This is a genomic window from Variovorax sp. GW821-FHT09D04 (assembly GCF_059416405.1).
In genome coordinates, this window is the sequence record NZ_JBWKPA010000001.1 from 345,240 (window position 1) to 365,813 (window position 20,574).

The 20,574-nt window shown below is 67.8% G+C and carries 20 protein-coding genes; 6 read left to right on the top strand and 14 right to left on the bottom strand.

Annotated elements, in window-relative coordinates; genetic code table 11:
- Window positions 1-1,479, bottom strand: a complete 1,479-nt coding sequence (locus tag AC07O4_RS01640; RefSeq protein WP_082818002.1) for a short-chain fatty acid transporter — start codon at window positions 1,477-1,479, stop codon at window positions 1-3.
- Window positions 1,480-1,615: 136 nt separating this feature from the next.
- On the opposite strand from AC07O4_RS01640, the gene AC07O4_RS01645 reads away from it, so the two are divergent.
- Window positions 1,616-2,557 (top strand): LysR family transcriptional regulator, encoded by a 942-nt coding sequence (locus AC07O4_RS01645; protein ID WP_062471895.1) that lies wholly within the window; start codon window positions 1,616-1,618, stop codon window positions 2,555-2,557.
- Between the two features lie 432 nt (window positions 2,558-2,989).
- Here AC07O4_RS01645 and AC07O4_RS01650 read toward each other — a convergent pair whose 3' ends face one another.
- From AC07O4_RS01650 to AC07O4_RS01660, 3 genes are read right to left on the bottom strand one after another with little or no spacing between them, the layout of a single operon-like run.
- Complete coding sequence (locus AC07O4_RS01650) at window positions 2,990-4,216, bottom strand: class I SAM-dependent methyltransferase (RefSeq protein WP_495303557.1); 1,227 nt, start codon at window positions 4,214-4,216, stop codon at window positions 2,990-2,992.
- Window positions 4,213-5,001 (bottom strand): DUF1365 domain-containing protein, encoded by a 789-nt coding sequence (locus AC07O4_RS01655; protein WP_495303558.1) that lies wholly within the window; start codon window positions 4,999-5,001, stop codon window positions 4,213-4,215. Before AC07O4_RS01655 ends, AC07O4_RS01650 begins: the two co-directional genes overlap by 4 nt.
- Window positions 4,998-6,383 carry an NAD(P)/FAD-dependent oxidoreductase gene (locus tag AC07O4_RS01660; RefSeq protein WP_495303559.1) on the bottom strand — a complete coding sequence of 462 codons (1,386 nt, stop codon included), beginning with the start codon at window positions 6,381-6,383 and terminating at the stop codon, window positions 4,998-5,000. Before AC07O4_RS01660 ends, AC07O4_RS01655 begins: the two co-directional genes overlap by 4 nt.
- Window positions 6,384-6,598: 215 nt before the next feature.
- On the opposite strand from AC07O4_RS01660, the gene AC07O4_RS01665 reads away from it, so the two are divergent.
- Together AC07O4_RS01665 and AC07O4_RS01670 are read left to right on the top strand one after the other, a co-directional pair.
- The gene (locus AC07O4_RS01665; protein WP_495303560.1) at window positions 6,599-7,147 is read left to right on the top strand and encodes a sigma-70 family RNA polymerase sigma factor; all 549 of its coding nucleotides are present in this window, start codon (window positions 6,599-6,601) and stop codon (window positions 7,145-7,147) included.
- Window positions 7,148-7,149: 2 nt separating this feature from the next.
- Complete coding sequence (locus AC07O4_RS01670) at window positions 7,150-7,806, top strand: ChrR family anti-sigma-E factor (RefSeq protein ID WP_139702325.1); 657 nt, start codon at window positions 7,150-7,152, stop codon at window positions 7,804-7,806.
- Here the strand turns inward: AC07O4_RS01670 and AC07O4_RS01675 are convergent.
- The 6 genes from AC07O4_RS01675 to AC07O4_RS01700 all read right to left on the bottom strand — a co-directional run bounded on the left by AC07O4_RS01675 (window position 7,769) and on the right by AC07O4_RS01700 (window position 12,912).
- On the bottom strand, window positions 7,769-8,200 hold the full coding sequence (locus AC07O4_RS01675) for a DUF2177 family protein (protein WP_095745918.1): 432 nt from the start codon (window positions 8,198-8,200) through the stop codon (window positions 7,769-7,771). The two genes, AC07O4_RS01670 and AC07O4_RS01675, sit on opposite strands and share 38 nt — an antisense overlap.
- On the bottom strand, window positions 8,197-8,817 hold the full coding sequence (locus tag AC07O4_RS01680) for a DUF6134 family protein (protein WP_495303561.1): 621 nt from the start codon (window positions 8,815-8,817) through the stop codon (window positions 8,197-8,199). The genes AC07O4_RS01675 and AC07O4_RS01680 overlap by 4 nt, the downstream gene beginning before the upstream one ends.
- Window positions 8,814-9,605: a DUF1295 domain-containing protein gene (locus AC07O4_RS01685; protein ID WP_495303562.1), complete on the bottom strand. Its 792-nt coding sequence runs from the start codon at window positions 9,603-9,605 to the stop codon at window positions 8,814-8,816. The genes AC07O4_RS01680 and AC07O4_RS01685 overlap by 4 nt, the downstream gene beginning before the upstream one ends.
- Window positions 9,605-10,654, bottom strand: a complete 1,050-nt coding sequence (locus tag AC07O4_RS01690) for an SAM-dependent methyltransferase (protein ID WP_495303563.1) — start codon at window positions 10,652-10,654, stop codon at window positions 9,605-9,607. The genes AC07O4_RS01685 and AC07O4_RS01690 overlap by 1 nt, the downstream gene beginning before the upstream one ends.
- Window positions 10,655-11,021: 367 nt before the next feature.
- Window positions 11,022-11,984 carry a homocysteine S-methyltransferase family protein gene (locus AC07O4_RS01695; RefSeq protein ID WP_495303564.1) on the bottom strand — a complete coding sequence of 321 codons (963 nt, stop codon included), beginning with the start codon at window positions 11,982-11,984 and terminating at the stop codon, window positions 11,022-11,024.
- A gap of 331 nt (window positions 11,985-12,315) precedes the next feature.
- Window positions 12,316-12,912 carry a TetR/AcrR family transcriptional regulator gene (locus AC07O4_RS01700; protein ID WP_495303565.1) on the bottom strand — a complete coding sequence of 199 codons (597 nt, stop codon included), beginning with the start codon at window positions 12,910-12,912 and terminating at the stop codon, window positions 12,316-12,318.
- Window positions 12,913-13,048: 136 nt separating this feature from the next.
- Between AC07O4_RS01700 and AC07O4_RS01705 the strand changes: the two genes are divergently transcribed.
- On the top strand, window positions 13,049-13,990 hold the full coding sequence (locus AC07O4_RS01705) for a DMT family transporter (RefSeq protein WP_495303566.1): 942 nt from the start codon (window positions 13,049-13,051) through the stop codon (window positions 13,988-13,990).
- A gap of 69 nt (window positions 13,991-14,059) precedes the next feature.
- Here AC07O4_RS01705 and AC07O4_RS01710 read toward each other — a convergent pair whose 3' ends face one another.
- The 4 genes from AC07O4_RS01710 to AC07O4_RS01725 are packed head-to-tail and all read right to left on the bottom strand — an operon-like array spanning window position 14,060 to window position 17,979.
- Window positions 14,060-15,193 (bottom strand): glycosyltransferase family protein, encoded by a 1,134-nt coding sequence (locus AC07O4_RS01710; RefSeq protein WP_495303567.1) that lies wholly within the window; start codon window positions 15,191-15,193, stop codon window positions 14,060-14,062.
- 8 nt (window positions 15,194-15,201) lie between these two features.
- The gene (locus AC07O4_RS01715; protein ID WP_495303568.1) at window positions 15,202-15,963 is read right to left on the bottom strand and encodes a hypothetical protein; all 762 of its coding nucleotides are present in this window, start codon (window positions 15,961-15,963) and stop codon (window positions 15,202-15,204) included.
- Window positions 15,953-16,951: a hypothetical protein gene (locus AC07O4_RS01720; RefSeq protein ID WP_495303569.1), complete on the bottom strand. Its 999-nt coding sequence runs from the start codon at window positions 16,949-16,951 to the stop codon at window positions 15,953-15,955. Before AC07O4_RS01720 ends, AC07O4_RS01715 begins: the two co-directional genes overlap by 11 nt.
- The gene (locus AC07O4_RS01725) at window positions 16,948-17,979 is read right to left on the bottom strand and encodes a glycosyltransferase family 2 protein (RefSeq protein WP_495303570.1); all 1,032 of its coding nucleotides are present in this window, start codon (window positions 17,977-17,979) and stop codon (window positions 16,948-16,950) included. The genes AC07O4_RS01720 and AC07O4_RS01725 overlap by 4 nt, the downstream gene beginning before the upstream one ends.
- 96 nt (window positions 17,980-18,075) lie before the next feature.
- Between AC07O4_RS01725 and AC07O4_RS01730 the strand changes: the two genes are divergently transcribed.
- The gene (locus AC07O4_RS01730) at window positions 18,076-19,416 is read left to right on the top strand and encodes a UDP-glucose dehydrogenase family protein (RefSeq protein WP_495303571.1); all 1,341 of its coding nucleotides are present in this window, start codon (window positions 18,076-18,078) and stop codon (window positions 19,414-19,416) included.
- 63 nt (window positions 19,417-19,479) lie between these two features.
- Window positions 19,480-20,502 (top strand): leucine-rich repeat domain-containing protein, encoded by a 1,023-nt coding sequence (locus AC07O4_RS01735; RefSeq protein WP_495303572.1) that lies wholly within the window; start codon window positions 19,480-19,482, stop codon window positions 20,500-20,502.
- Window positions 20,503-20,574: the final 72 nt, after the last annotated feature.

Below are 20,574 nucleotides of genomic sequence, written 5' to 3' on the forward strand. Positions count from 1 at the left end.
TCAAGGCATCACCGGCGCGACATAGCTCAGCGTGCGCCCGAAGGCCCAGAGCATGAAGAGCACCAGCGGTGCATGCACCAGCAATTGCAGGAAGGTAAAGCCCACGATGTCGCGTGCCTTCAGCGACAGCACGCCCAGCAGCGGCAGCATCCAGAACGGGTTGATCAGGTTGGGCAGCGCCTCGGCCGCGTTGTAGACCTGCACGGCCCAGCCCAGGTGGACCTTCAGGTCGTTGGCCGCTTGCATGACGTAGGGCGCCTCGATGATCCATTTGCCGCCACCCGAGGGAATGAAGAAGCCCAGCACGGCGGAATACGCGCCCATCACCACGGCGAAGCTGTCGACGCTGGAGATGCTCACGAACAGATGCGCGATGCGGTCCGACAGCGTGATGCCTGCGTCGCCCTTGGCGCCGGTCAGCATGGCCGCGATGGCGCCGTACAGAGGAAACTGGATGATCACGCCCGCCGTCGACGGCACCGAACGCGACACCGCGTCGAGAAAGCTGCGCGGGCGCCAGTGCAGCAGCAGCCCGATCATGAGGAACAGCAGGTTGTAGGTGTTGAGGCCCGAGATCGCGATCAGCGGGCTCTTGGCCATGAACTCCTGCGCCAGCCAGCCGAAACCCAGCGCGCACAGGAGCAGCGTGAGCAGCGGACTGCGCTCGAACCACTCGCCGGGGCGGCGCTCGGCGGACTCTGGGGAAGCGGGCTTGGCTTCCGTGAGGTCCACGCCCAGGTCCTGCGCCGTGACCGCGTGCTTCGCGTCGGGCGCCGACCACAGTGCGATGGCCACCGACACGACCATCAGCACCAGCGCCATGGCGACCGACTGCCACAGGAAGATGGTCTGACTGAACGGGATCACGCCGGTGATGTCAAGAATGCTCTTGGGCAGGCTGCTGGCGTTGGCCTGCAACTGCGCCGCCGACGAACTGAGCCCCAACGCCCAGGTCGCGCCCATGCCGAGGTAGGCCGCCGCGCCGCCGGCGCGGTAGTCCATGCGCAGGTCGAGGCGGCCGGCCAGCGCGCGCACATAGAGCGCGCTGAAGATCAGCGAGATGCCCCAGTTGAAGAGTGACAGGATCATGCTGATCGCCGCCACATACGCGATGGCCTGGCGCCCCGACACGGGCAGTGCGGCCAGCTTGCGGATGAGTCGCGCAGCCGGCGGCGAGGTCGCCACCACGTAGCCGCCGACGGCCACCAACGCCATCTGCATCGTGAAAACAATGAGGCTCCAGAAGCCGTCGCCGAAAGACTTGGCCACCGCTTGCGGGCTCGACCCGTTCAGGAGCGCGGCGCCCGCGACCACCACCACGGCGATGGCCGCGAACACGAAAGCGTCGGGAAACCAGCGCTCGGCCCAGGCGGTGAAGCGCAGGCCCAGGCGGCTCAACAGCCCGGCATCGGTCGAAGCCTCCTGGGGTACAGAAGGGTGGGCGCCGTGGCCGGCGGAAGTGTGTGATGTCGATGGCATGGGGGTCTCCTGCTACTGCTGCTGGAACGGTGGGCGTCCTCGTCACACGCCTGAAATGGCGTGCTGTCCGGATGTTAGGAATTGCCATCGACAATTCATAATCTCTATTTTCAATAGAGCGATATAGGATGTATCTATGTCGATAACGATCAAGCAGCTGCAGCACTTCGTGGCCGCAGCGCACACGGGGCAGGTGTCCCGCGCAGCCCAGCGCTGCTATGTGAGCCAGCCGTCGCTGACCACTTCGCTCAAGAACCTGGAGTCGACGCTGAAGGTGCAGCTCTTTACGAGACACTCCGACGGGCTGCGGCTCACGGTGCAGGGCGAGGGGTTCCTGCGGCATGCGGAGCACATGCTGCACACGCTCGATGCGGCGGTGGAGGAGACGCGCAACTCGGTGTCCTCGGTCGAGGGGCGGGTGCAGATCGCCATCACCGACACCGTGTCCGAATACATGCTGCCCAAGATCATCGGCGCGATGCGCAGGCAACTGCCGTTGGTCGAATTCGAGCCCGTGGAGCGCAACCGGCTCGAGATCGAGAACGGCTTGCGCAGCGGCGAATTCGACCTGGCTGTGGTCCTGGTGTCGAACCTCTCGCGCGCGCCGGACATCCGGCGCGAGAACCTGCTGAAGTCGGAGCGTCGTCTGTGGACTTCGTTCGACCATCCGCTGGTGGCGCAGAAGTCGGTGTCGCTGCGCGAGATCGCGCAGATGCCCTTCGTGCTGCTGGACATGGACGAGCACGTGGACACCGTGGGCCGCTACTGGAGCGCGATGAAGCTCAAGCCCAAGGTCGTGTTCCGCACCAAATCGATCGAGGCCGTGCGCAGCCTCGTCGCACAGAACGTGGGTGTGACCATCCTGTCGGACCTGGTGTTTCGCCCCTGGTCGCACGATGGGGGGCGCATTCGCAGGACGGTGGTGTCGAGTGCGGTGCCCTCGATGGACCTGGGGCTGGCCTATCGGCGTGGAGCCGTTCTTTCCGAGGCCACGGCAGCCTCTGCAAGCACCTTGCGGTTGTTGGCCAAGACGCTGACGAGAGAGTCACAGCCGCGGATGGATGACGAGCCGCTGTAGCTTTCGAGAAGGCCGCTTCAGTTGCAGGTCCAGTGCTCGCTGATGCACTTGAAGGTTGGCCGACTGTAGCCAGCCGGGCGGAAGCTTCGGCACCGCTTCACGGCCGCCGAGCCCGGTGCATCACGGTCACTCGGTGGCCATCCGACGTGATCAGCTCCACTGCCGCTCATAGGCTGCGACACGCATGGCAGGCGTGGGTTGAGCGACAGCTACCGGCAGTTGTCGCCCAGTCGCCGAAGGCGGGCTTATCGCAAGCCAGAAGAATCGCGTCCAGGACCGCGTCTCTGGCAGCCTCATCGGCATTGTCCCGGCAGGCCGCGCAATACGGGCAGCAGTTGCTGCGTTCGCACAGGATATTTCAGAACAGCCGGAATTGCGGTGCGTCACCCTGTTAAGAAGGCGGAAGGGGGCGGTTCGCACTGCGCCGACCGATCAGGCAGTTCCGGCTTCAGCCACGCGCAACCGGTAGAGGCCGACGTCGACGAGCCCCGCGTGGAAGCCGGCCTCGCAGTAGGAGAGGTAGTAGGTCCACAAGCGCTTGAACGCGGCGTCGAAGCCGAGTGGCTCGATCTGCGGCCAGGCGTCGAGGAATCGGCGACGCCACTCTGCCAGGGTTCGCGCGTAGTCCTTGCCGAAGCAGCGAGAAGCCTCGATCACCAACCCTGCGCGTTGCGCCTGTTCCCGCAGCACGCGCGGGCTGGGCAGCATGCCGCCGGGAAAGATGCAGTGCTGGATGAAATCGGTCCCCTGGCGGTAGCTGTCGAACTGCGCATCGGCGATCGTGATCGCCTGCAGCACCACGACGCCACCGGGCTTGAGGCGCTCGCGCAAGGTGGCGAAGTAGGTGGGCCAGTAGGCCTCGCCGACGGCCTCGATCATCTCGATGGACACGATGCGGTCGAACCGGCCCTGCACGTCGCGGTAGTCCTGCAGCCGCAGGTCGACCCGGTCGGCCACGCCCCAGTCCTGCGCGCGTTCGCGGGCGAAGGCCAGTTGCTCGCTCGACAGCGTGACGCCGGTGATGCGCGCTTCGTGCCGGTGGGCCAGGCTCGCGGCCAGCGTTCCCCAGCCGCAGCCGATCTCGAGCACGTCGCCCCCTTGCGGGGTGTCGAGCATGTCGGCGATGGCAGCGAGGCGACGCGCCTGGGCGGCTTCCAGCGTGTCGTCGTCGGCATCGCTGAACATCGCGCTCGAATACAGCATGCTGTCGTCCAGCCAGTGCCGGTAGAACGCGTTGCCCAGGTCGTAGTGGAACGCGATGTTGTGCCGGCTTCCGCGCCGGCTGTTGCCGTGGGTCAGGTGCCGCAGCCGCGCCGCCCAGCGCGCCAGCCCGCGCCCCTTGAGCAGCGATCCCCAGGCCGACTCGTTGGCCAGGCCGAATTCGAACAAGGCCAGCAGGTCCGGACTGTCCCACTCGCCATCGCGGAACGACAGGGCCAGGCCCAGATCGCCTTGCAGCGCCAGGCGCAGCAGAGGGCGCCAGCTCAGCAGGCGCAGGCTCGCGTGCGGCCCGGGTTCGCGGCCGGCCACCTCGATGCACCGGCCGCCCGGAAGGCTCAAGGACAGCCGGCCGAAACGCGTGCGGGCCAGCAGCCGGCGCAGCGGCGAGAAGACCGGCGCGGCATCGAGCGCGGGTGCGGAAGGTGTGGTCAGGCTCATGGGGTCTTGTTCGAAGGAACGATGGTGAGGTCGTGGTCGGGGGCAGCCGGTCGCGGATGCAGCGGCACGCGCTTGATCCACAGACGCAGGGCCTGCCAGTGGATGGCGGCCACCACCTTGAGGGTCAGCAACGGATGCGTGATGAACACGCGCAGCAGCGCCAGGTCGCTCAGGGGGGCGCGTTGGCCGTCGAGCCGCGCGTTGAGTACGGCGCCAGCCGCGTCGTGCACGCTGATGCCGACCGAGACCGCCTCGCCCGGCGGTGCGACGCGGAACCGGTAGTGCAGGTCCATGCCGTTGAAGGGAGAGACGTACATCTGCTTGTCGCAGTGCTGCTCGACGATGGACGCGCCGTCATCAGCGACGGGGATCAGGTAGCTGTGCCGTTGCCCGAAGGTGTTGTTGACCTCGTACAGCAGCGCCTGCAGCGCGCCGCCGGGTGCATGGCAGAACCAGACGCTGAGCGGGTTGAACACATGGCCGAGCAGCCGCGGCATGGCCAGCAGCCGGATCGCGCCGCCGGTCGGAAGGCCGGCCTCGCGCAGCCGCGCTTCCACCTGGGTCCGCAGGTCGCGGCCCGAACCGTCGCCGTGGTCGGCGGCATGGAAGCTGAACAGGTTGAACCGGTCCACCGAGAAGCAGCGCAACCGGGCGTGCAGTTGCGGCAGTTCGTCGATGTCGATCAGCAGGTTGTAGACCCGGTAGCTCAGCCGATGCCGCTTCGGCCGCAGCCGCTGGTGCATGACGCGCCCGATGTAGAGTGCCGAGCCTCCGTGCGCATTCATGAGGCGACGGTCTGTGCGCCTTGCGGCAGGTGGATGCGCCCGGACTCCTGCGCCACGCGCCAGGGTCGGCGCACGCCGCCGAGCGCTTCGGCGACGGCCAGGCCGGCCTGCAATCCGTCCTCGTGGAAGCCGGCGCCGAAGTAGGCGCCGCAGAACCAGGTGCGGCGCTGGCCCTGCAGCTGCCACAGCTGGCGCTGCGCGGCCATGGCCGCGGCATCGAACAGCGGGTGGTCGTAGACCTCTGTGCGGATCAGGTGCTCGGGCCGCGGGTCGATCGCCGGGTTCAGGGTCAGGAACAGCGGCTCGGCCGCCGCGCCCTGCGGCAGGTGGGGCTGCAGGCGGTTCATCCAGTAGGTCACCGTCGGGGCCGCCCCGCTGCCGCGCGTGCCGAGGTAGTTCCAGCTCGACCACACGGCGCGCCGCGTTGGCATCAGGGCGGGGTCGCGGTGCAGCACGGCCAGGTTGCGGCTGTAGGGCAGGGCACCGAGCAGGGCCCGTTCGGCACCGGTGGGCGCGTCAAGCAGCGCCAGCGAGCGGTCCGCATGGGTGGCCAGGACCACCTGGTCGAAGCGCTCGGGCCACCAGCCGGCGCTCGTGCGAAGCCGCACACCCGCCGGCTCGCGATGCAGTTCGAGCACGGCCCGGTCCAGCTGGATGCGGTCGGCGAAAGGCTGGCTGAGGCGCCGCACGTATTCGCGGCTGCCGCCCACCACCGTGCGCCAGATGGGGCGGCCGCTGATCTGCAGAAGCCCATGGTTCTCGCAGAACCGCACAAAGGCGGCAACCGGATAGCGCCCCACCTGCGCCGCTGGCGTGGACCAGATGGCCGCAGCCATGGGATAGAGGTGGTCGTCGCGAAACGCGCGGCCATAGCCGTGGGCATCCAGGTAGTCGTCGAGCGCCTGGTCGCCTGCGACCTGCGCATCGTGCGGAGCCTCGCGGTAGAACCGCAGCAGGTCGCGCAGCATGGCCCAGAAGCGGGGGCGCGCCAGGTTGCGCTTTTGCGCGAACAAGCCGCGCAGGTCGGTGCCGGCGTATTCGAGCCCGCCGGCGTCCAGGCTCACTGCGAACGACATGTCCGAGGCCGCCGTCGGCACGGCCAGGTGCTGGAACAACGCGGTGAGGTTCGGGTATGCGGGCTCGTTGTAGACGATGAAGCCGGTGTCCACCGGCACCGGGCCTTCCCGGCCCGGCGCGTCCACGGTATGGCTGTGGCCGCCCAGCCGGGGCTCGCTCTCGAACACCGTGACCTCGTGGCGCTGGGACAGCAGCCAGGCACAGGACAAGCCCGAGATGCCGGTGCCGACGACGGCGATGCGCTGCTCGGGAGGCACGGAGGCAGGCGTCGGCAAGGCGGCAGACGGGGCAAGAAGAGGCAGCATGGAGAGTCTCCGTCGGGTCGTGCTGCCTGTACGCAGGAAATGGCCGTTTGGATTACCGGCGTGTCGCTGCGATGATCCGAACGCGGCTTCCTTGCGTATGACAGCACATGACCGCGGCTCCTGATCCGTCCAACCCCTCTGCGGGCACTCCGGTGCCCCGCAGTCGTCGAGCGTCCCTCTTGACCGTTGTCTCCCCCGATTCCGAGCCATCTGCCTTGCCCGACGACCTCTGGGTCGAGGCGATGGCCGCCGTGGCGCAGCGACAGGACCGGGACGCGTTCGCGCAGCTGTTCTCGCATTTCGCGCCGCGCATCAAGCACTACCTGATGCACAGCGGCAGCCCGGCCATCCAGGCCGAAGAACTGGCCCAGGAAGCCCTGGTCACCGTCTGGCGCAAGGCCGCGCTGTTCGATCCGGCCCGGGCGGCCGCCACGACCTGGATCTTCGCCATCGCGCGGAACCTGCGTGTGGACGTGCTGCGGCGGCGCCAGGGTGTGCAGTCGTCTGAGGACGCGTTCGACTTCGACCTGCTCCCCTCGGATGACCCGGCCGTCGAAGACCAGCTGCACGACGCGCGCCTGAGCGAACGGCTGCGCGGCGCGCTGCGCCAGCTTCCGCCCGAGCAGCAGCAGGTGCTGCACCTTTCCTATTTTGAAGACGCGCCGCATGCCCGCATCGCGGCCCAGCTGTGCATTCCGCTGGGCACGGTGAAGTCGCGCGTGCGCCTGGCGGTCGCCCAACTGCGCCGCCTGCTGGAACATTGACGATGGACATCCGACACCACCCCGACGACGACCTGCTGCTGGCTGGGTCCTCCGGCCACTTGCCGGCTGGCATGCGACTGGTCCTGGCCAGCCACCTGGAACTGTGCCCGCTGTGCCGCGAGCGCGCGCGCGCACTCGATGCCGTGGGCGGCATCCTGCTCGATGACCTGGAAGCGGTCCCGCTTGCCGATGACGCGCTGTCGCGCACCTGGGCCCGGATCGATGCGCACGAAGGCGCTGAACCCGCCCCCGTGCGGGTCAGCGCGCCCCCACCGCTGCCGCCCGGTGCGCGCTGGCCGCGCGCGCTCGCTCATTGCAGTGCCACGCCCTGGCGCTGGATCGGCCCCGGCATGCGCTGGAGCCGTGTGACCGTGCCCGAGGCCCCGGAGGCCAACGTCTTTCTTCTGCGCATCGCGGCCGGCAAGTACCTGCCGCAGCACACGCACCAGGGGCAGGAGTTCACCCAGGTGCTGCACGGCCGCTTCCACGATGGCCGGGCCTTGTTCGGCGCCGGCGATTTCGATGCGGCCGATGCCGAGATCAACCACCAGCCGGTGGTCCAGGACGGCAGCGAGTGCATCTGCCTGGCCTCGCTGGACGGCCGGCTGCGCTTCGACGGGGCTATTGCGCGTTTCTTCGGCGCGCTGGTCGGGATGTGAGGCGCGCCGCGACCCACGCCGACACGCCGCTCACGGCCGTGCCCCATGCCAGGTCGGCGGCCGTGACGGCCCAGGGCCAGTCGCGCAGCGTGGCCTGGTTCGTCAGGTCATAGGTCGCGTAGGCCACGAGCCCGAGCAGCGCGCCGCGACGCAACGCCACGGCGGGCTCGCCAGCCTCCAGTGCCGGCGCGATCGCCAAGACGACCAGGCCGACCAGGTAGAGCGCATAGAACAGCGCCGCCGCCGTCCAGTCCACCTGCGGCGCCATCAGCGCACCGAGCGCGGGCTGGTACAGGCGCGGTCCCATGACCGACAGCCAGACGGCGTCCAGCACCAGAAAACACACGAGCGCCCACAGGTAGGCAGCGAGCAAGGTACGCGGGGATGGCTTCATGGGGTGCTCCGTGCAGGAGAGGTCAGTCGGTAGCTCAGTGGGCGATCGCCCTTGGTGTCGGCGTCGAGCCCGATCCAGCGTCCGCTGTCGGCGGCATACCAGATGCGGATGCGCTGCTGCGCCGCCTGCAGTCGCCAGCCGCGCGCCCGCACGGGCTGACCGCGGACCTCGAGGGTCGCATCGGGCAGCGGCTCGAAGCGGACCGGCTCGACCTTGCCCGTCTGGGGGTCGATCAGGCGCTGTTGTTTCACCAGCCGGGGATTCCAGTAGGCAAAGCTCATCGGGCAGTCGCCGTCGAAGCGCTGCGCGATCTGCTGGCGGGTGCCGTCGTCGTCGGTCTCGGCGCGCAGCTCACGCAGGCAGTCGCCGGCCCAGCGCTCCTCGGCCTGGTGCCGGTAGCGGTAGACCGGGATGCCGAGCATGCGCACGGTGAACAGGGCACGACTGTCGACGCTGCGCGTCGCCGCCGTGCCGCCGACGACAAAGCGATGGGTCCCGATCGGCTTGCCATCGAGCATGGCGGTGAAGTGCCATTCGCCCGCTTCCTCGTCGCCTTCCTGCGCCAGCGCCAGGCAGGTCACCAGTGCCAGCATCAGCCCCAAGGCGCGGTGCTTCATGGACGGGCGCCGCGCCGCGGCGGCCAGGGGATGAAGGCGCTGGTGCGTGCCGCGTAGCTGCGGTAGGCGGGCCGGCGCTCGGCGATGTCGTGCTCCAGCAGCGCCACGCCCGACACCTTGAGCAGCAGGACGGTCATCAGCAGCGGAGACACCAGGCACCACGCCATCGCCCATCCGCCCGCCGACAACGCTGCCAACCCGAGGCCCCACCAGACGCAGGCCTCGCCGAAGTAGTTGGGGTGGCGCGACCAGGCCCAGAGGCCGCGGTCCATCACCGCATCCTCGCGGCGCGGGTTGCGCAGGAAGCGGGCGAGCTGGGCGTCGGCCACGGCCTCGAAGACCACACCGCCGCCGGCCAGCAGCAGGGCCAGCACATCCAGCCAGGACAGGGGCGACGGGTGCGCGAACGCGGCCAGCAGCGGCCAACCGACGATCCATGCCAACACCGCCTGGAGCCCGAACACGAGGTAAAGGCTTTTCAGGCCGAAGTGTGGTTCGTTGCGCGCACGCATGGCTTGGTAGCGGCGGTCTTCGCCGTGGCCCCAGTTGCGACGCCCGATGTGCAGCGCCAGCCGGCAAGCCCATATCAGCAGCAGCCCGAGCATCCAGACGCTGCGGGCGTCGAGCGCGCGGGCATGGGCGCCGGCGTAGGCCAGGGCCGGCGCCGCGATCATCAGGGGCCAGATCCGGTCCGCCAGGCTGGCGTCGCGCACCACGACGCTGAACACCCAGACCGGCACCGCCAGGCCGAGGGCGATCGCCAGACCCAGGCATGCGAGCGACAGCATCACCGTTTCTCGAACAGGTAGTGACCGACCCACCACTGGCCGCCCTCGGCGTAGCCGAACAGCTCTTCCACCGAAATGAAGAAGAGCCGCCAGCGGGTCCACCACACCGGCGCGTCGCGCTCTCCGTAGACGGCGGCCAGCAGGGGCATGAGGGTGACCCGCTGGGCGTCCATGCGCGCCAGCCAGGCGGCCGAGGTCCGCGCGTAGTGGCGGCCATCCCAGCGCCAGCGGTGCAGCAGGCGCAAGTCGTCCTGGCAGCGCAGGGCGAGATCGTCGCTCGGCATCATGCCGCCGGAGAAAAAGTGGCGGCTCATCCAGTCGCTGGCATCGCGCGCCTCGAACGGGTAGGGCGCTTCGCGGTGAACGAAGACGTGCATGAAGAACCGCCCCTGCGGTTTCAACCAGCGGGCCACGTGCGAAAAGGCGCGCGGCCAGTTGCGCAGGTGCTCGAACATCTCCACCGACGCGACCCGGTCGAAGCGCTCGCCGGTCTCGAAATCATTGAAGTCGCAGGTGATCACCTCGAGGTTGTCTAGGCCGCGTGCGGCGGCCTCGGTCGTAATGAACAGCCGCTGCGAGTGCGAATTGGAGACCGCCGTGATGCGAGAGCGTGGGAAGTGTTCGGCCATCCACAGGCTCAGCGAGCCCCAGCCGCAGCCCAGCTCCAGAATGCGCAGCCCGTCTTCCAGGCCGGCGCGGGCGCAGGTCTCGGCCAGGGCCGCCGCCTCGGCCTGCTCGAGCGTCTGCACTCCTTCAGGCCACCAGCAGCAGCTGTACTTCCGGTGGGGCCCCAGCACGCCTGTGAAGAACTCGGCGGGCAACTCGTAGTGCTGCTCGTTGGCTTTTTCGGGCAGCAGGGCCAACGGTGCCTCCCGCAGTCCATCGAAAAATGCCTCCGAACGCAGGGCGACGGCTTCCGGGTCGCCGCTGTCCAGCTCGACCAGGCGCTGGCGCAGCAGCCGCCGCACGCCCAGCCGAACGGCGCCGTCGGGCACCAGGCCTTGTTCAACCCAATGGATGGCAGTGGAGGTGCTCGAGGCTTGGGGCATGGCGGTGGGTGCAGGAGGAGAGTCTCTTCTTCCTACGCCAGGCCGGCCGCAATGGATCACTGTTCGTCGACTTCAGCGCATGGGGACTGGGGCGACGGTGCGAAGTACGGCGGTCGGACACTTGGCGGCGCTACAGGCCAGGCCCACTATCTCTGGACAAACTGGACATGCACCGCAAGAGCTGCGAAGCGGACGTAGCTGTGCACACGGCTCCTGGCGTCAAGAGAGGGCTGAGCCCGCGCCTACGTTGATTTCACGAGGCTTGATGCATCGGCGCGTGGCGCGACCGGCCGACGATCCGGATCGCAGACGCAGGGGCCGTCTGAATCGCCGGATGGGCGGGCAGGTGCAAACCCTGGGTGAACGGCTAGACCACGCCCCGGAACAAGGGCAGGCAGGCCATTGCAAGCTGTTTGACGTGGCGGTCGTCGGTGCCGCAGCAACCGCCCATGACATTGAGGCGCTTCAACCGGTGCATCTTGAGCGCGGCATAGGCCTGCCCCAACTCCACCGGGTCGCCCGCATCCAGTTCGGGCGCCTCGTTCAACTCGGCATGGCTCATCCTGGAGGCGTTCGCGCGCAGACCGCGAATCCGCTCGGCCCACGGCGCGTCGCCATGCACTACCTGCTGGAAGTGGCTGGGGTGGGCGCAGTTGATCATGAAGTAGGTCGGATAGCCCGCGGTGGCGCCGTCCACCTGCTGGATGGCGTCCGCCAGGGACTGCCCCGTCGGCAGCCTGCCATCGGTCTCCACCGTGAAGGAAATGACGACGGGCATGCTCGCCTGCTTTGCGGCCAGCGCGATCCCCGACGCCTCTTCGACGTAGTTCATGGTGATGGCGGTCACCAGGTCGGCCGCGGTGCCGGCGAAGGTCTCGACCTGCGCACGATGGTAGTCCTGCGCTTCGCGCACCGACATGGCACGGTCCGGGACATAGCCGTCGCCGCGAGGTCCAAGGCATCCGCTGATGACGATCGGCGTCCGGCGGGTCTGGTAGGCATCGCGGATGTCCTCCAGCAGACCCACCAGCTGTCGGTTGACCGCCGCGAGCTCCTCGAGGCTGTAGCCCAGCCTGCTCCCCCAGTCTGGATTGGACCGCCAGGTTGCCGTTTCCAGAATCAGCCCGACGTCGAAGCTTCTGGCCAGCGCCGCGTAGGTCCGGAAATACTTCCGCAGCACTCTTTCGCCTTCCGGCGTCCGGAGCAGGTGAAAGGCGGCAAAGTCGGGAAGTTCCTGCCCCTCCAGAAAGATCAGGGTGGTCTCGATGCCGCCGTCGGTCATGAAGAAATCATCGCCGAGCTGCGGCAATGCGCTCCTGTAGGTTGCCATCGCTGACTCCTCTCATTCGGGTGTCCGAATGGCCGCGGCCGCCAAGGCGCCGGGCCCGCGAAGCGGATGATGACAGTGAGCGCCTCGCGGGCCAAGTGCTTGGCCAGCGGCGCGCCTTTTCCCCCTTCAGGCTTCGGCTGTCGTCGGCGGACACGCCGCAGGTGATTCTCGATGTTGCGTTCGGAAAGGCCCATGCTGGATGCCGGCTTCCGCCGGCCGCTTTCCGGCAGCCATCCAGCGCATGACCGTTTGTTCGCGCGGAGTCAGGCGATGCTCGAACCGCTGAGCCTTTCCGGTCGACGCCTGCACCCGGCGGCTCCGTGCAACGGCGTCAGCTCGTTCGGCGCTTCACATTCGGAACCAAGGCCTTGATCACCGCGTCAGCCATCCGATGCAGAGACGGCGCGTTCTGATAAACCCGCTCCATCACTGCCAGGCCTCGGGTGAATGTGATGACAACCTGCGCGGTTTCCTTGGGGGACAGCGAAAGCTGTGTCGACATGTCTTCCTTCGACATGGCGGCTGAGACGACGCCCTGGAGCTCGTCGAGCAACTGACGCAGCCGCTCCTGGATGCGCGGGCCTGCACCATCGACCTCCGTTGCCGTCTTCGTGGTGAGACAGCCCCGAGGCGGTACGCCTTGCGTCATGTTGGCGATCGCGACCTTGAAGAAGGCGCGCAACGCCGTCTCTGCACGGGGTTTGTCGAGGGCTGTGCGCGCGTTGTCCAGAAACCTGGTGGCGTAAGCCTCGAAGGCCAGCAAGAACAGCTCCTCCTTGCCGCCATAGGCGTGATAGAGCGAACCGCGCTGCACATCGGCGGCCTCTGCCAGATCGGCCATGGACGTGGCCCGCCAGCCTTTTTGCCAGAACACGTCCAGCACGGCGTCCAACACCTTGGCCTCATCGAACTGCCTGACTCCTGCCATGAGAAATCCTCGCGCTTTCTATTTTTGACAACAGCGTCAAACTTGACAATACTGTCAATGATAGTCCGTCCGCCACGCAGGCGATGCCCGCGGCGCCAGGCAAGACACTTCCATCGTTCTGAAGGAACCTCACTCGATGACTCGGCTTTCTGCCTCACCGCCAGTTTCCCAACTCGGCATCGATCGTCGATGGGTGGGTGTGCTGTTCGGACTCGCTTCGGCCCTGATCTGGGGCGCCTTCCCGGTCGTGACTCGCTTCGGGCTGACCCACACGGCCTTGGACGTCTACGACATCACCTGCATCCGGTACACGGTCTCGGGCGTGATGCTGCTGCCGTTTCTCGTACGACGAGGTCTCATGGGGCTGAGCTGGACAGCCATCGCATTCATGACCGCCGGCATTGGCGCGCCCTACATGCTGGTGGTCGCCTTCGGCCTCGGCATGGCGCCGGTGGAGCAGTTCGCCGTGGTCACGCCTGGCAGCATGATCCTGTTCTCCGCGCTCATCAGTGCTTGGGGACTCGGCGCCAGGCTCTCGCGCAGGGAGACGGCGGGCATTGCGCTGATCATCCTCGGGGTCGCGCTGGTCGGCTTCCACAATTTCAGCGCCGTCCGCTCCTCGCCGTGGGCCTACCTGATCTTCCTGCTGGGCGGGCTGCTGTGGGCCATCTACACGGTCTCGTCCAAGCAGTTCTCTGCGTCGGCGCTGCACGCCACCGCCATCGTTTCGGTGTTCTCGATGATCATCTACCTGCCCGCCTACCTCGCGACGCGCGGGGTGCACCTGTTGCAAGCGCCGCTGGGCGATATCGGTGTGCAGGCGTTCTATCAGGGGGTCATGGTCTCCACGGTGGCCTTGTTCTTTTTCAGCAAGTCCGTCCAAATTCTGGGCGCAGCCGTCGGTGCCACGTTCGCTGCACTCGTTCCCGGCGCAGCGACGCTGCTCGCCCTGCTGGTCCTTGACGAGCGGCCCAGTGCCACAGCCATTGCCGGGCTGGTCATCGTCACAGGCGGCATGACGGCGATGCTGATACAGCAACGTCGATCCTCGTCCCCCGTTGAATCCAGAGGACATTGAGTCCCTGAATCCGGCAATTTCCGTCGAGGCGTTTCTGCATTGAAGGGCGCAGCTTCCTCGGTGGTTCATTCATCGAACAGGCGGCGCAGCCGCGAGGCCGTGGAGCAGCACCGTCCAGTGCTGCAGTCGGGCCATGGCGGTCTCGCGGCCTTTCTGCGCCGCTTGTGGACCGCTGCCGTCGTCGGCCAGCGCGATCAGTTCATGGGCAGCCGTCGTCACGGCCCGCGCGAAGTCCTCGGTGCGGCCCTGCCACACCACGATGCGATGGTGCAGGCCCATTTGCGCGGCGCGCTGCGCATTGATCGCCTGCTCGGGCTGGTCGGTCAGCAGCAGCAAGATCGGCTTGCGGTACACCGCCGCGACCGACAGCGCCGCCATGCCGGGCGCGGAGACGATGAAGGCGCTGCGCGCAGCCCGCTCGATCCAGTGCTCGTCCTGCGCGTGCCAGCCCGCGCGCTGTGCATAGCCTTCGCCGACGAGATGCGCCGGCGTGCGCGCCTCGGCCAGCCCGCGCTCCAGGCCGTCGGCCAGTGCGGCTTCCTTGAAATGCGGGTTGAGGTACACGGCGGCCTGCGGTGCGAGGTCGTCGTGCGCTTCCGTGTCGACGCCCACTACGGCCACCGGCGTGGCGAGCCGGTGGCCGCCGCGTCCGTCGGCCTGCGGCTCGCCGTAGGCGAAATCGTGCGCGATGCGCGCGCGGCTGCGGTCGATCTGCCACGCGACGATGCGGCCGAAGATGTTCGCCATCCACGCCGGCATGCGCCCGCTGAAGTTGGTCTGCAGCGCGTGCCGCAGGCTCGCGCCGTACACATGCACCACCTTGCGCCGCCAGACCGGCATCCAGCCCATGAACAGCAGCGCGGGGTGGAAGGAGTCGTTCACCACCAGGTCCGCATCGCGGAACCACGCGCGCAGCCGAAGGATGTCGCGCAGCATGCGCTCCGGACGGAACACGTAGTGCGCCACGTTGCGGTCGGTTTCGCGGCGCAGCATGTTCTGCTCGCGGTCGAACTGCACCGCGTAGTGGCGCGAGAGCACCGGCGCCTCGATGCCGAAGCCGGCAAGAAAACGCGCGCCTTCGTCGGAGGTGGTGAGCACCTGCACGCTGGCGCCCGCGGCGCGCAGCGAATGCGTGAGCAGCTGCACGCGCATCAGGTGGCCGCGCGCGTCCGCAGTCGCGAGGTAGACGATGCGCGGCGGCATCGACGGACTCAGGCCGCCACCGGCCGCGCACGGCCGGGGCGCAGGCGCAAGGCCACGCCCGCGAGGTACATGCCCAGCGCGCCGGTGATGCCGAAGCCGCGCTCGGTGTCGCGCACCTCGCGCATCAGCTGTGCGAGCCTCGCTTCCTCATGCGGCGCCACGCAGCGCTGCAGCGTGTGGCTGCACAGGCGGATGTGGCGGTCTTCGTCGGCCAGCACGCGCGTGAGCAGTGGGTGCAGCGCGTGCCGTGCGCCGATCAGCGCGCAGTGGCGCTGCAGGATGCGCGAGGCCATCTGCTCGGCGGCGAGGCCGATCGCATACGCTGGCACGAGGCCACCGTGCGCGAAGTGCGGCGCATGGCGCTGGATGAGGCGCTGCCAGCGCGCGAGCTTGCGCTGGCTCAGCCAGTCGGGCTGCGGTGCCTCTTCCGGTGATGCGGCCGCCTGCGCGGTGCTGCCGCGCGCGACGATGGCGTCGGCGAAGAGCCGCGCATGCAGTTGCTCGTCGGCCAGGTGCTGGTCGAGCTGACGTGTGAGCCACTCGGGCGCGTTGGTGCGCAGCTCGCGCTGCAGCGCCTGCTCGGACGATTCCTCGCCGATCAGATAAAGGCGCAACAACATCACTTCACCGGCGCGGCTCGCATGCATCTGGCGCAGCGCGGCGCGCTTGATGTGGTGGACCAGCCGGGCCTGCAGCGCCGGCCAGCCACGCAGTTGCGGCGGTGCGAGGCAGTCGAATGCCGCGTTCGCCGGGGCAGTGTCAGCGTCCATCGGATTTTTTGGCCACCGGGGTTTGCGGCTGCAGTTGCTGCCAACCGAGCACGAGGCCGATGAAGCTGCCTTGAAGGAAGGCGCGCGCCGATGCATCGGCACCGGCGAACTCGCGCTGCTGGCCGTCGTAGCGCACGTAGCCCTTGCCGCCCGCGGCACCGAGCACCAGCTTCTCGTTCTTGTGGAAGCCACGCTGCATCAGCGGCAGCAGCAGCGACTGCGACTCGAGGCCATAGAGGAACAGGTCGCGCTGCACCACCTGGCGCGGAATCTGTCCGCTCAGCGCCTGCAGCTCGAGCGACCAGTCGCCTTGCCGCATCGTTTCGGACAGCTCGCTGCCCTTGGCCCCCGGCGCGTGGAAATGCGCGCGGGCCACCGACTTGGAGGCACGGCTCAACCCCAGCCCGACAGTGATGTCCGCATCGGTGGCGCCGCCTTTGCGGTTGTCCCGCACCTGCACGAACTCGTTGGCGAGCCGCGCGGCGATCGAGGGCCTGGAGAGCGTCTCGGCGATCTGCGCCGGCGTGAGCACCACGCGCTCGGCGCCGCCTTCGATCACCACGACCTGGTACGGGTCGATGCGGATGTCGCTGAACTCGCCACCGACGGGCGAGTGCGCATGGCTGCTCACCGACCACTCGTTGCCTGAGCGGCTCAGCAACGCATGGAAGGTCAGCGGCACGGGCTGGCCACTGTGGCGCGACTGGCCGGAGCCTTGCAGCAGCACGTCGCCCACGATGGTCTTGCGGCCGTAGCTGCGCGGGTTCGCAAAGCGCAGGGTGTGCGCCGTGCTGTCGAGTGCGGCGCGCGTGTCGGCGTCGTCGAGGGCGAGGCGGTTGCACTCGTTGGCGGGGCCCGCGAGCGCGGAGAAGGGGCAGCCGCTGTCGGACTTGAAGTTGAAGACGCCGCGCCCGGTGAAGTCGGCGGCGCCTGCCGTGGCGCATGCGCCGGCCAGCACGAGAAGGCTGAAGATGTTTTTCTTGTTCATGTCGGGCGATGGTAGGACAGCGCCTGCGCATCCGCGTTCGTGCGGCCCGTCGTGTGCAGGCCGATGCCGCGCGCGAGGGCGCCCAGCATGTCGATGGCCGAGAAGCCCACGATCAGCGCCACGCCCGCGAGCCAGCGCAGGCCGCGCAGGGGAGGCAGGTCCTGGTGGTTGAGCGCGCGCACGCTGAAACCCAGCCGCGTGAACAGCACGCACAGCGGCCCGATCGGCCCGCTCTTCGCGAGCCACTGCCAGCGCGCCGACACATAGCTGCGCAGGAGGTGCGGCGTGAGCGAGTACGTGTCCTGCCCGCGCATCCAGCGCAGCTTGAGCGCTTCGGCGCGCGTGTCGGGCAGGCGGTGCTCGGTGTGGGCCGCGGCCGCGTAGTGAATGGGAACGTTGGCCGCCTTCAGCCGCATGCCCAGCACCTGGCAGTGCGCGCGGTACACGCCATCGAGCGCCTGGTAGCTGTGCAGCTCGAACACGTCGCGGCGAAAGGCCACGTTGTTCGCGTAGAAGTTGCTCGTCGCGCCCGCGTGGTCGGCATTGGGAAAGTACATGAAGTCGATGGTCGTGAGCGCGGTGCCCACGATGTTGGCCACGTAGCTCGTGCGGCCGGCCACCACCGCGGGCGCGTCGGCGCCGCGCGTGAAGGGCGTGAGCATCTGCAGCAGCCAGTCGTCGTCGGGCAGGCAATCGGCATCGGCGAACACCACGTGGTCGCAGCGCGTCGCATCGGTGGCCGCGAAGCCGACGTTCTTGGCGTCGTAGTAGCCGGTGGCGGCGTCGATGCGCACGAAGTCGATGGGGCGGCCCGCCAGCGCCATGACGGCCTCGCACGACGCTGCGCTCAGTCCGTCGTGCGTGATGACCACCTGGGCCAGGGCCGTGAGCGGCAGCTTCTGCTTGGCCAACAGGGCGATCAGGCGCTGCAGGCTGGTGCTTGCGGCGGCTTCGGCATCCGCTCCGCCGCGCAGGTTGTTGGTCTCCAGGACCAGCGCGCAACGCGCGGCAACGTGATCGGGCATCATCGAATTTTCCTGTCGGGACATTGTTTTGAAGGCTTGCATCCTGCTTTTATCTCACAACCGCCGCGGCTGCCAGTGCCTGAAGGGAGGGGCTTACGCATGAAGCTCGCCATCTTCGGCGCCGGTTATGTGGGCCTCAGCTTCGCCGCCTGCATGGCCGAAGCGGGGCACGAGGTGCTGTGCGCGGATGCCGATGCCGGCCGCATCGAGGGGCTGCAGCAGGGCCGGATGCCGCTGCACGAGCCGGGGCTGGAGGCGCTGGTGTCCGCAGGTCTCTCGACGGGGAAGCTGCGCTTCACGGCCGACGAGCGCGCGGCGAGCCTGCACGGCGACGTGCTCTTCATCGTGGTCAACACGCCGGCCGATGCACAAGGCGATGTCGACCTGCGGCATGTGATGGCCGTGGCCCGCAGCATCGGGCAGCACCGGGACCGCGATGCCGTGGTCGTCTGCAAGTCCACCGCACCGGTTGGCACCGCGGAGCAGGTCGAGGCCGTGCTGCGCGCGGCGCTTTCGCAGCGCGGTGCGGCCCATCGCGTCGCGGTGGCGGTGAACCCCGAGTTCCTGCGCGAGGGCTCGGCCGTGCGCGATTGCCGGCAGCCCGACCGCGTGGTGATTGGTGCGACGGACCCCGCGGCCATCGACCTGCTGACACGGCTCTACGAACCCTTCGTGCGCGACCCGGCGAAGCAGCTGCTGGTGATGGACCGGCGCTCCGCCGAGCTCACCAAGTACGCCGCCAACGCGATGCTCGCGACCCGCATCAGCTTCATGAACGAGATGGCGCGCGTGGCCGAGCATGCGGGCGCCGACATCGAGATGGTGCGCCGCGGCATCGGTTCGGACCGGCGCATCGGCCCCGACTTCCTGCAAGCGGGCGTGGGCTATGGTGGTTCGTGCCTGGCGAAGGATGTGCGGGCGCTGCGGCATGCGGCCGATCGCGAAGGGCAGCCGCTGCGCCTCCTCGCGGCCGTCGAGACCGCGAACCACGAGCAGAAGGGGCGCCTCTTCGACCTGATGACGCATCACTTCGAAGGCCGCATCGCGAACAAGACCATCGCCCTCTGGGGCCTGGCCTTCAAGCCCGACACCGACGACATGCGCGATGCGCCGAGCCTCGTGCTGCTGGAGCGCTTGTGGGCGGCGGGCGCGCACGTGCGGGTGCACGACCCGGCGGCGATGCCGAATGCGCGCGCCATCGTCGGCGAGCGCGCCGATGTGCGCTGGTGCGACACGCCCGAAGACGCATTGCGGGGCGCCGACGTGCTGGCGCTCGTGACCGAATGGCCCGTGTTTCGTCGCCCCGATCTGGCGCGCATCGCCAGCACATTGAAGGCGCCCGCGATCTTCGACGGCCGCAACCTCTACAACGCCACCGAGGTCGAAGCTGCCGGCATCGCGTATTACGGCATCGGGCGCGGCCGGTCAGTGCGGCGCTGAATCGTCGTCCGCAGCGCATGCCGGTCACTCGCCGGCTTTTGATCCATTGAAAACGTCAACCCCATGTCGGAACGCATCGAACTGAAGCTTGATTGGACAAGAGAACAGGTCCGGCAACTGGCGGCAAACGGCGAGGTGTCCATCCTGCAATTTTCCGCCGCACTGGAGGTGCCGCCTTCGCTGCTGGAAATCCTGAACGAGGATCTCTTCAGGGATCGGCCGGACATCACATGGCGGATGTATGGAAGCTACGCGCGCGTGTGCGATCTCTCTTGCCTGAGGCTCATGCCCCATGTCGAAAGGTTGAGCCTTGACTGCCTCACTCGCGTCAGCAATGCGCATGCCATAGAGGCCTTGCCGAAGCTGAAGGAGTTCGTCTTTGATGTGTACGAAGCAGATTCACTGGGTGTGTTGAACGCAGTGCCCGCAGACCTGCAAAGACTCCGAATCGGCAAGACGAAAACGAAGAAGACCGATCTTTTCGGACTGGAGCGCTTTTCCCATCTGAGACAACTCGTGGTTGCCGGCCACACGCATGGCCTCGAGGTGATTGGAAAGCTGTCGACCTTGAATGAGGTGTCCCTCATGGGGATGCCTCTGTCGAACCTGGTCTTTCTACGGCATCTTCCCCACCTGCATGCGCTTCAACTGGGATTCGGAAGCGCGCAGAACCTGGACACGCTTGCGGGCCTGAACGCCCTGAGACACCTGGCACTGCTGCGGATCAAGGATTTGTCGGACCTGTCGGTCGTCAGCCAACTGGAGACACTGCAAAGGTTGACCGCGCAAGATCAGCCACACCTTGCCAGCTTGCCCTCGTTGGCTGCGCTCGAGGATCTGGCGCTGATCGTCCTCAACAACGTGGGGCTGAAGAACCTGAGGTGGGTGGCCTGTGCACCGGCGCTCGAAAGCCTGGCCATGTTTCAGATGCCAACGCTGGCGCACGGTGACATCCAGAGTCTCCTGCGTCAGCCCGGCCCCCTGAGGCGCCTGATGGTGGGGTTGAAAAGCGCCCGCGAGCACAAGCTCGCGCGGCAGGCGATCGAGGATTCAGGCCTGTGGGACGATGGCGGATGGTGGCGGTGACATCGCGACCCTTGGTGTGGTCGTCGCATTGAACTGCGAGGTGACGTCTGTACTCATCAATTCGGAGACGGC

What these genes read in the sequence shown, in the direction of transcription:
- AC07O4_RS01680 (WP_495303561.1), bottom strand. Translation starts at nt 8,817, where the DNA reads ATGAAGCACCGCGCCTTGGGGCTGATGCTGGCACTGGTGACCTGCCTG.
- AC07O4_RS01715 (WP_495303568.1), bottom strand. Translation starts at nt 15,963, where the DNA reads ATGGACGCTGACACTGCCCCGGCGAACGCGGCATTCGACTGCCTCGCA.
- AC07O4_RS01655 (WP_495303558.1), bottom strand. Translation starts at nt 5,001, where the DNA reads ATGAATGCGCACGGAGGCTCGGCACTCTACATCGGGCGCGTCATGCAC.
- AC07O4_RS01710 (WP_495303567.1), bottom strand. Translation starts at nt 15,193, where the DNA reads ATGCCGCCGCGCATCGTCTACCTCGCGACTGCGGACGCGCGCGGCCAC.
- AC07O4_RS01730 (WP_495303571.1), top strand. Translation starts at nt 18,076, where the DNA reads ATGAAGCTCGCCATCTTCGGCGCCGGTTATGTGGGCCTCAGCTTCGCC.
- AC07O4_RS01645 (WP_062471895.1), top strand. Translation starts at nt 1,616, where the DNA reads ATGTCGATAACGATCAAGCAGCTGCAGCACTTCGTGGCCGCAGCGCAC.
- AC07O4_RS01670 (WP_139702325.1), top strand. Translation starts at nt 7,150, where the DNA reads ATGGACATCCGACACCACCCCGACGACGACCTGCTGCTGGCTGGGTCC.
- AC07O4_RS01700 (WP_495303565.1), bottom strand. Translation starts at nt 12,912, where the DNA reads ATGGCAGGAGTCAGGCAGTTCGATGAGGCCAAGGTGTTGGACGCCGTG.
- AC07O4_RS01695 (WP_495303564.1), bottom strand. Translation starts at nt 11,984, where the DNA reads ATGGCAACCTACAGGAGCGCATTGCCGCAGCTCGGCGATGATTTCTTC.
- AC07O4_RS01690 (WP_495303563.1), bottom strand. Translation starts at nt 10,654, where the DNA reads ATGCCCCAAGCCTCGAGCACCTCCACTGCCATCCATTGGGTTGAACAA.
- AC07O4_RS01640 (WP_082818002.1), bottom strand. Translation starts at nt 1,479, where the DNA reads ATGCCATCGACATCACACACTTCCGCCGGCCACGGCGCCCACCCTTCT.
- AC07O4_RS01725 (WP_495303570.1), bottom strand. Translation starts at nt 17,979, where the DNA reads ATGATGCCCGATCACGTTGCCGCGCGTTGCGCGCTGGTCCTGGAGACC.
- AC07O4_RS01735 (WP_495303572.1), top strand. Translation starts at nt 19,480, where the DNA reads ATGTCGGAACGCATCGAACTGAAGCTTGATTGGACAAGAGAACAGGTC.
- AC07O4_RS01650 (WP_495303557.1), bottom strand. Translation starts at nt 4,216, where the DNA reads ATGAGCCTGACCACACCTTCCGCACCCGCGCTCGATGCCGCGCCGGTC.
- AC07O4_RS01720 (WP_495303569.1), bottom strand. Translation starts at nt 16,951, where the DNA reads ATGAACAAGAAAAACATCTTCAGCCTTCTCGTGCTGGCCGGCGCATGC.
- AC07O4_RS01675 (WP_095745918.1), bottom strand. Translation starts at nt 8,200, where the DNA reads ATGAAGCCATCCCCGCGTACCTTGCTCGCTGCCTACCTGTGGGCGCTC.
- AC07O4_RS01705 (WP_495303566.1), top strand. Translation starts at nt 13,049, where the DNA reads ATGACTCGGCTTTCTGCCTCACCGCCAGTTTCCCAACTCGGCATCGAT.
- AC07O4_RS01685 (WP_495303562.1), bottom strand. Translation starts at nt 9,605, where the DNA reads ATGCTGTCGCTCGCATGCCTGGGTCTGGCGATCGCCCTCGGCCTGGCG.
- AC07O4_RS01660 (WP_495303559.1), bottom strand. Translation starts at nt 6,383, where the DNA reads ATGCTGCCTCTTCTTGCCCCGTCTGCCGCCTTGCCGACGCCTGCCTCC.